This is a genomic window from Arsenophonus nasoniae DSM 15247 (genome assembly GCF_000429565.1).
Classification (GTDB): Bacteria; Pseudomonadota; Gammaproteobacteria; order Enterobacterales; family Enterobacteriaceae; genus Arsenophonus; species Arsenophonus nasoniae.
The window spans coordinates 1-8107 of sequence record NZ_AUCC01000106.1 but is presented as its reverse complement, the minus strand read 5'-3'; the positions used below and the strand labels follow the sequence as shown (position 1 = coordinate 8107).

General features: G+C 37.5%; 8 protein-coding genes. 2 read left to right on the top strand and 6 right to left on the bottom strand.

Annotated elements, in window-relative coordinates; genetic code table 11:
* Positions 1-268 precede the first annotated feature (268 nt).
* Positions 269-403, top strand: a complete 135-nt coding sequence (locus G468_RS25135) for a hypothetical protein (protein ID WP_276324681.1) — start codon at positions 269-271, stop codon at positions 401-403.
* Between the two features lie 311 nt (positions 404-714).
* Here the strand turns inward: G468_RS25135 and fur are convergent, their stop codons facing one another.
* The 6 genes from fur to G468_RS21315 form a co-directional block, all read right to left on the bottom strand.
* Positions 715-1182: a ferric iron uptake transcriptional regulator gene (gene fur / locus G468_RS0115005; protein ID WP_026823770.1), complete on the bottom strand. Its 468-nt coding sequence runs from the start codon at positions 1180-1182 to the stop codon at positions 715-717.
* Positions 1183-1338: 156 nt separating this feature from the next.
* Positions 1339-1872, bottom strand: a complete 534-nt coding sequence (fldA, locus tag G468_RS0115000; RefSeq protein ID WP_026823769.1) for a flavodoxin FldA — start codon at positions 1870-1872, stop codon at positions 1339-1341.
* Positions 1873-2062: 190 nt separating this feature from the next.
* On the bottom strand, positions 2063-2341 hold the full coding sequence (gene ybfE, locus G468_RS0114995) for a LexA regulated protein (RefSeq protein WP_026823768.1): 279 nt from the start codon (positions 2339-2341) through the stop codon (positions 2063-2065).
* A 181-nt stretch (positions 2342-2522) separates the two neighbouring features.
* Complete coding sequence (locus G468_RS0114990) at positions 2523-4679, bottom strand: type I secretion system permease/ATPase (protein WP_026823767.1); 2157 nt, start codon at positions 4677-4679, stop codon at positions 2523-2525.
* Positions 4680-4682: 3 nt separating this feature from the next.
* The gene (locus G468_RS0114985; RefSeq protein WP_034250134.1) at positions 4683-6032 is read right to left on the bottom strand and encodes an HlyD family type I secretion periplasmic adaptor subunit; all 1350 of its coding nucleotides are present in this window, start codon (positions 6030-6032) and stop codon (positions 4683-4685) included.
* Positions 6033-6040: 8 nt separating this feature from the next.
* Positions 6041-7717, bottom strand: coding sequence for a peptidase domain-containing ABC transporter (locus G468_RS21315; RefSeq protein ID WP_248604897.1), 1677 nt, complete (start codon positions 7715-7717; stop codon positions 6041-6043).
* A gap of 178 nt (positions 7718-7895) precedes the next feature.
* On the opposite strand from G468_RS21315, the gene G468_RS0114975 reads away from it, so the two are divergent.
* Positions 7896-8107 (top strand): Arm DNA-binding domain-containing protein (locus G468_RS0114975; RefSeq protein WP_026823202.1); only part of this gene is annotated, 212 nt, incomplete at its 3' end.

Here is an 8107-nt window from a genome sequence, read left to right as displayed (position 1 = left end):
TTACTTTTACTTTTCGGGTCATATTTATACCTATAAGATTTTGCTTAATTATAAGCTATAAATCTCTACAGTTTTATTAGACCACTACAAGCCATAGCATTACTCCTGTTAATGTTGTGGTGAGAGGCTCGTAGGTGTTGGTAGCACCTGCGGGCTTCGTTGTTTTATGGTTACTGTATCATTACAATAATAGTTACCATCTAAACATCACAATATCTGGTAATTACCAATTTCAATGCCAAAAGAAAAGCGTTCGCCACAATATCAAATGCGTCTTACGGAGAAATTTCGTGAGCAGCACGAAGAACAGGCCAAAAAAGATGGTGATACTTCTTTAGCGATGTGGATCATGCGTATCTTAAGGAAGGAGTTACGTAAGCGGGGAATTGAACCGCAAGGGTAAGTTGCATGTCAAGCAAGATGTTAGCGCCATCGCCTACAATAGGCCAAGCATAAATTATTTGTTGTGTCATACATAAGGATGTTATAGATGAGTGATTATTTGTAACTGAATAAGTGGCAACCGTGTAAGGCATAATACTTTTCAACTGATATCTCATTGTTTGGAAGGTAAAATGAAAAAATTGTTAAAATCTTGGCTAATTTTTAGGTGGAACAATAAAGCAAAATATTGTGGTAAAATAAAAGGAGAAATTCGCTTCTATTCTCCTTTTATTTTCAACTGATTAATAACAAAAACAGTGATAGGCAGGGTTATTTTTCTTCTTTACTATTCCGGGCTGGATGCCCCAAGTCGTTTTCATCACAATGGTCTTTTTTGGAGCAATGTCCATAGAGATAGAGACTGTGATTAGAGAGTTTAATACCATGACGCTCAGCGATGTTTTTTTGTCTTGTTTCAATCGATTCATCACTAAATTCAATAACTTTACCACAATCTAAGCAAATTAAGTGATCGTGGTGATGTTGTTGTGTCAGCTCAAAAACTGATTTACCGCCTTCAAAGTTATGACGAGTAACAATACCAGCTTCATCAAATTGGTTAAGTACACGATAAACCGTTGCGAGGCCAATCTCTTCCTCCATATCAATGAGTTTTTTATAGAGATCTTCCGCACTGACGTGATGGCACTCTGGCTCTTGTAATACCTCTAAAATTTTCAAACGTGGAAGTGTTACTTTAAGCCCTGCATTCTTCAATGCTTTATTGTTGTCGGTCATACGGATCCTACCTTGTTGCATTAGTAGTGAATTCAATAATATCAAAACATTGTTAACAGTAGCATACTGTTTCTTTCATACTAATTTTACAATTATATATGTCTTAATATCATTACACAATTTGCAGGAATTATCATGTACAAAAAAAATTGACATCTATCTATGGATGATGGCTGGCAATTCTAGCTCGTCGGATATTTGTTTTACCCAATTTTGCACTCGCTCATCGGTTAGTTCTGGTTGCCTGTCTTCATCAATCGCAAGACCAATAAAGTGAGTGTCATCAGCGAGTCCTTTTGATGCTTCGAAGTGGTAACCTTCGGTTGGCCAGTGACCAATAATGCTAGCACCGTTAGATTCAATAATCTCTTTCACTGTACCCATGGCATCACAAAAATATTCCGCATAATCCTCTTGATCGCCACAACCAAAAATAGCCACCAGCTTACCTTCAAAATCAATTTCTTCCAATGTCGGAAAGAAATCGTCCCAATCACACTGTGCTTCACCATAATACCAGGTAGGAATACCGAATAGTAAAATATCAAATGCTTCAATATCCTCTTTACTGCTTTTAGCAATATCATGAATTTCAGCAATATCAGCGCCGCCAAGTTTTTCTTGGATCATTTTGGCAATATTTTCTGTATTGCCAGTATCACTGCCGAAGAAGATACCTATGATTGCCATAAAGTAAATAAACCTCTTGATTTTAATTTGCGTTGTTTAGTTATCTTATTGTTACTAACAGTAGTAATAGGAAAGATAATAACAGTTGATTAATAAATAATTAAATGACCATTATTTTGACGAAAATAACTGCATAATTCTGTCAATTTTGTGTGTTTTAGACAAAATAAACTAGTAAAACTGCAACTCATCAGTTTTTCTTTGCTAATTGTGTCAGTAATATTTGTTCTATTAGTTCACTACGGCTTATTTTTTGTTCTTGGGCTAGCATATTTAATGCCGCAACAGCCCGCTCATTGATTTTTAATTCGATACGACGTAATCCTTTGCTTTTATCACGTTTTAATTGATTACGTTTATTAATTTTTAATTGTTCATGTCGAGATAAGGGATTGGTTTTCGGACGCCCAGGTCTAAGTTCATCGGCGAATAGATCCCGGGTTGTGCGATCAGTCTGCTCTTTTGCCATAAATTTAAATGTTGATGGAAATTTGCTAGTTACTTAAAACAATCATACCCTAGCAAGATAACTATCGCTACTATCAGATAAAATATATCCTATTGATAAAGCAGTCTATTAGTGAGCAACTGAAATGAGACATAGCCAGTAAAACAGATAAATGTGAGCTTACTGGCGACTTGTGTCATGTTTAAGCGTTAATTTTTGCCTTTGATCCTATTTGCTGATACCAGAGTTGAGCATAAAACCCATTTAACTTGAGTAGATTATCATGGCTATCGAATTCAATTACTTGTCCTTCATTTATCACACAGATTTTATCAGCATGACGGATAGTATTAAGCCGGTGAGCAATACTAATTACTGTTCGACCCGCAGATAGATATTGCATATTTTTCATGATAGCGGCTTCTGAGTCGTAATCTAGCGCGGAAGTGGCCTCATCAAGAATTAAAATGCGTGGTTGTGTTAACAGGGCACGGGCAAGCGCTATGCGTTGCCGCTGACCACCTGATAAATTCATCCCCCTCTCTGCTAACTGGGTATTGAAACCCTGCGGAAGTTGTTGAATAAAATCCAATGCGCCTGCCATTTGTGCGGCCTGGGTCATGGCTTCGTCAGAAGCTGCCGGCTGACTTAAGCGGATATTGTCTGCTATTGAACCTGCAAACAGAATACTTTCTTGCAATACTACACTCATATTAAGGCGTAAAGCCATGGGATCAGCGACAGCCAGATCCATACCATCAATCGTAATTTGACCCTGCTGAGGAATATAAAGTCGTTGTAATAGTTTCGTTAAGGTACTCTTTCCGGATCCTGAAGGGCCTGTGATACCAATAAATTGTCCGGCTTTAATTGACAAGGATAGGTTCTGCAATACTTCTGGCATATCGCTAGCATAACGAAATCTGATGTGATTAAATTTAATATTACCCTCAAGAGATGCGGTATTAGTTAATCCTGTTTGGCCAAATTCGGTAGGTTCATCAAGAATATCACCAACACGTTTTAGTGCGATAAGGGTATGTTGAAAATCTTGCCATACTTGCGCCAGTCGGAGAATCGGTTGGGTTACATGGGCACTAAGCATATTAAAAGCAATTAATTCTCCAGGGCTAAGCTGGCCTTGCATCACGGCTTTAACACCAAACCATAATAAAATAGCGGTAGTTATTTTATTGACCAGTGTAATGATTTGACTGGCTATCACACTGCTTTTTTGCACCTGAAAGCTTTTTTGTAATTGGTGACTAAGGATTTTTTGCCAGCGTTGTAAAAACCTATTCTCTGTAGCAGTTGTTTTAATGGTTTCAATACCAGTAATTGATTCAGTAAGAAAAGTGGTGTTTTCGGCTTGAGCTTCATACTCTTTTTCTACCCGTTTACGGATAATGGGACCAATTAATAACCAAAAAATAAAATAGATAACCAATGAACCAACAACGATACTAGCGAGCAGTGCACTGTAATTGAACAACACAGTAATAAATAAGGTGACAAAAAAGAGATCGATAAACAACATTAAAGTTGAACCAGTGAGGAATTGCCGAATTTGCGCCATTTCACGAACCCGGGCAATAATTTGTCCTGTTTGTCGCTGTTTAAAATAATCGAGTGGTAGCCCTAATAAATGACGATATAAGCGGCCAGATAATTCAGCATTAATTTGGCCAGAGGTATGGTTAAAAATTTTATTACGAATAAAACTATAAATAGGTTCGGCTATTGCTAATGAGACCACAGCAAATGCTAAAACATGTAAGCTATTTAGGCTACGACCGACCAAGACTTTATCAATGAGATGTTGAAAAAGGATTGGATGGATAAGGGCAAATATCTGCACTACACTGGCGAGTATAAAAATATCTCTTAGTTGTTTATTTTGTCTAAGAACCGAAGGAGAAAACCAATCTAATCCAAACTTGATTTTTTTGGCAGTTAATTTTTTTTCTGCCACCAACAATACTTTAAATTTGATTGGGCTATTTGGATTATTATGATGAGGAAAAGTTAATGTTTTCTCAGAACACGGATTTATTACTTCAATGATTTGTTGCGTTATATTGGTAAATACCCACCATATTCCTTCTATTTCAATTAATGCGGGTAACGGGATTTGCTCTAGTTCAGTGAGTGTAAGAAAGTTTACTTTGCTTTTTAATTGTATGAAATCCGCACACTCTCGTAACTGCCAGTCAGTAAGATGTTCAGATTCTAATCCTAAAGAGTGAGTTAATTGTTCAATTGTAATGGATTTACTCAGTCGTTTACCAAGCCAGATTATTGCATCTAAGGCTTGGTTAGTGGTGTGGTTAGCTATTGCTACGGTAGAAAAAGTTTCCATAGTTTATTTCTCCCGCATTGATTCGGACAGGTATTCACGAATTGGACTTAATAGATAATCTATCACGCGCCGTTTATCGGTTTTGATTTCTGCCACAATAGACATACCTGGGGTGATATCAATTGAATGACCATCAACCATTAAATTATTTTGCTTTAGACTGATTTGCGCAGGAAAGATAAGACCTAGTTGTTCATCTTGGGCCGAATCACGCGAAATTGATAATACTTCTCCCTCAATAGTGCCATATCGCGTATAGGGAAAGGCATCGACTTTGACAGTGACATTTTGTCCAGGGCGAATAAAACCAATATCTTTATTTAATATCTTAACTTCGGCAAGTTGCACATCGTTATCGGGTACAATGACCATCAAATTTTGTGCCGGTTGTAATACTGCCCCTAAGGTATAAGTGGCTAATTGTTGTACGGTGCCAGTAACGGGTGAGCGGACAATTTCTAACTGCTCTCGTTCATCAAATTTTGCGTATTCTTGTTCTAGCATCGAGAGCTGGATCTCTGACTGCTTTTTTTTATCGTTCCATTCATGCTGTTTTTGTGATTGAAAAGCATTGAGCCGTTCTTTTAGGTTTTTTTCTTGCGAATCTAAAATATTTAGCTCAGAGGTTTGTTGAGCAATTAGACGCCTAATTTCTAATAACTCTTTTTCCTGTTCTAAATATTCTGATTTACTGATCATCTGTTTTTGGCTTAGGGTTTTACGGGCTTCTAACCGCTGTTTGATATTCTTTTGTAGCAAAAAGAGCACATTGAGATCATTGGTTTTCGCTTTTTGCGACGTATGATTAACTTCGATTTCAGAGGCTAAGCTAGCAATTTGTGCATCAAACTGTGCTTTTTCATGGTGATAGTTTTTGCTGATTTTTTCTTGTTGGCGCTTGGTTAATTGATGAAAGGTGAGTTGTTGATGGGGGATTTTGTTTTCCAGTAGCGATTGGTAAAGTAATTTTTCAATCGTATGATACTCGATTTGATGTGAAATACCGATGATATCCTGACTAACCCCCAGAGCGTCAAGGGTAAGCAGAGGTTCTCCTTTCTTTACATGTTGCCCGTTTTTTACATGTAATTCCGTCAATCGGCTCTGCTCATAAGCTTGAATAACTTGTGAATGTCCGGAAACGATAAGTCGACCGGTTGAGGTGGCTTGAACATCTAGCTGTCCCCAGTAGGCCCAACCCATAGTAATAACAACGCCCATACTTAAAGTTAGTGCCGTTAAACGTGCAAAAGGTGATGGCGGGCTATTCATCAACGCCAGATGTGAAGGCAAGAAGTCATAATTATATTGCATAAAGAACTGTTTTAACTTCCGTGTAATGCGATTTGTCATGAAGTGTCCTACTGCTGCTTTAACGATTGTTGTAATGACCACAGATAGTGGTAATGTTTTTTTAGTTGTAATAATTGTGTATGGCTTCCTTGCTCAATAATTTTGCCTTGATCCATGACAATAATATGATGGTGATGACTAACTGTGGACAAGCGGTGAGCAATCGTAATTACGGTCCGCCCTTGGGCAATTTTTTGCATATTTTGTTGGATTATGGCTTGGGTTTGATCATCTAAAGCGCTGGTGGCTTCATCAAAGATCAGAATACGAGGATTGCTTAGTATTGTACGAGCAATAGCAATACGTTGGCGCTGACCCCCTGATAATGATTGGCCACCTTCAGCAATCAATGAGTCGTAACCTAAAGGCATTTTTAAGATGAAATCATGAGCACCTGCTAACTTGGCGGCAGCAATGACTTCATCTAAAGTTGCATCAGGTTTTGATTGAGCAATATTGTTAAATACAGATTGGTTAAAGAGAAAATTTTCCTGTAACACGATACCGATTTGTTGGCGTAACGTAGCGATATTGAGCTGATAAAGGGGAATATCATCAATTAATATGCCGCCTTTTTCTGGGGTATAAAGGCGTAATAATAGACGCGCTAAAGTACTTTTACCGGAACCTGAAGCACCGACAATACCAATCATCTCTCCGGCGTTAATGGATAAATTGAATTGATTAATAATAAGAGGAAGATCCGGTTGATAGCGAAAATCGACATTTTGAAAATGGATCTTGCCGGTTAACTGTGGGTGTAAGCCTTCATTATGTTGTTCGGTTGGTAAATTAATGATTTGTGCTAGTTTATCAATCGCAACGCGTGTACGAATATAATCTCCCCATAATTGCACCAATTTTCCTAATGGTTGACTACTGTGAGAGACCATCATTTGAAAAGCGATTAACTGGCCTATCGTCATATTTAATGCGAGTACTTCTGCTGCACCGATCCATAAAATCACCGCCATCGTCAATTTTTCAATCAGCATGACGATATGGCTGCCTTGTGAGTTTATTTGTTGAGCTTGAAAATTACTAGCGATCATATCGGCAGTTTGCGCATCCCAGCGACGGATAAAACGTGGCTCAATAGCTAGACTTTTAATCGTTTCACTGCCGGCCACGCTTTCGGTTAAAAAAGAGGTATTGATTGCCGCATGCATAAATTGTGTTTCGGCTGCTTTTTCTATCTTTGGTGTTATTTTCCAGGCAAGTAACAAATAAAAGGGAATTGAGAGCAGAAAAATGAGTGTTAATGTTGTTGATAGAATTGACATTACATAAATAAAGACAAATAAGAAAAGAACATCGACCAGCAAAGTAAACATACTACCGGTTAAAAATTCACGGATGGTTTCTAGTTCTCTAACACGATTAACAATTGCGCCGACTTGACGGGTTTTGAAAAAGGAGAGTGGTAAGTGTAATAAATGCCTGATTAGTTTTAATCCGAGCCGGATGTCAATACGATTGGCGGTATGGATATAAATATATTCTCGGAAACCTTTTAAAATAACTTCAATAAAAGCGGCTATTATTAAGGTAAAAATAAGCACGTCTAAGGTGCTAAAGGCTTGATGGATCAGCACCTTATCCATAATAACTTGAATTACAATCGGTGATAACAGCGCCAGTATTTGTAATACAAATAATTTATAACAATAAATAACAGTCGTCAACAGTCGCTAATAGTCGATAAATTAAAATTAATACTCTGTTTTAAATCATTTTTATTTTTTACCTTAGTATATAATAGCTGTTTTTAGTCACCTATTATAATCCTTGTGTCATGAAATTTATGTACATATTGGTGTACATGAAATATCATAAAAAGATTGGACACAAGGAGAAAAAAAGATGGCGGTAAGTGATTCATGGTTAAGAGCGGTAAATGGTAAGCCACAAGCTAAAATGGTGACTAAATCAGACAGAGAGGGGTTATCAGTTCGCGTAACACCAAAAGGTAAAGTGATTTTTCAATATCGCTATCGTTGGCAAGGGAAAGGTGATCGGATAGATATTGGAACGTATCCGGCAATCAGTTTAAAAGATGCGCGGGATAGTGCGCT

Excerpts from the sequence above, each read along its gene's own strand:
- G468_RS25135 (WP_276324681.1), top strand. The coding sequence starts at position 269 with ATGCGTCTTACGGAGAAATTTCGTGAGCAGCACGAAGAACAGGCCAAA.
- fur (WP_026823770.1), bottom strand. The coding sequence starts at position 1,182 with ATGACCGACAACAATAAAGCATTGAAGAATGCAGGGCTTAAAGTAACA.
- fldA (WP_026823769.1), bottom strand. The coding sequence starts at position 1,872 with ATGGCAATCATAGGTATCTTCTTCGGCAGTGATACTGGCAATACAGAA.
- ybfE (WP_026823768.1), bottom strand. The coding sequence starts at position 2,341 with ATGGCAAAAGAGCAGACTGATCGCACAACCCGGGATCTATTCGCCGAT.
- G468_RS0114990 (WP_026823767.1), bottom strand. The coding sequence starts at position 4,679 with ATGGAAACTTTTTCTACCGTAGCAATAGCTAACCACACCACTAACCAA.
- G468_RS0114985 (WP_034250134.1), bottom strand. The coding sequence starts at position 6,032 with ATGACAAATCGCATTACACGGAAGTTAAAACAGTTCTTTATGCAATAT.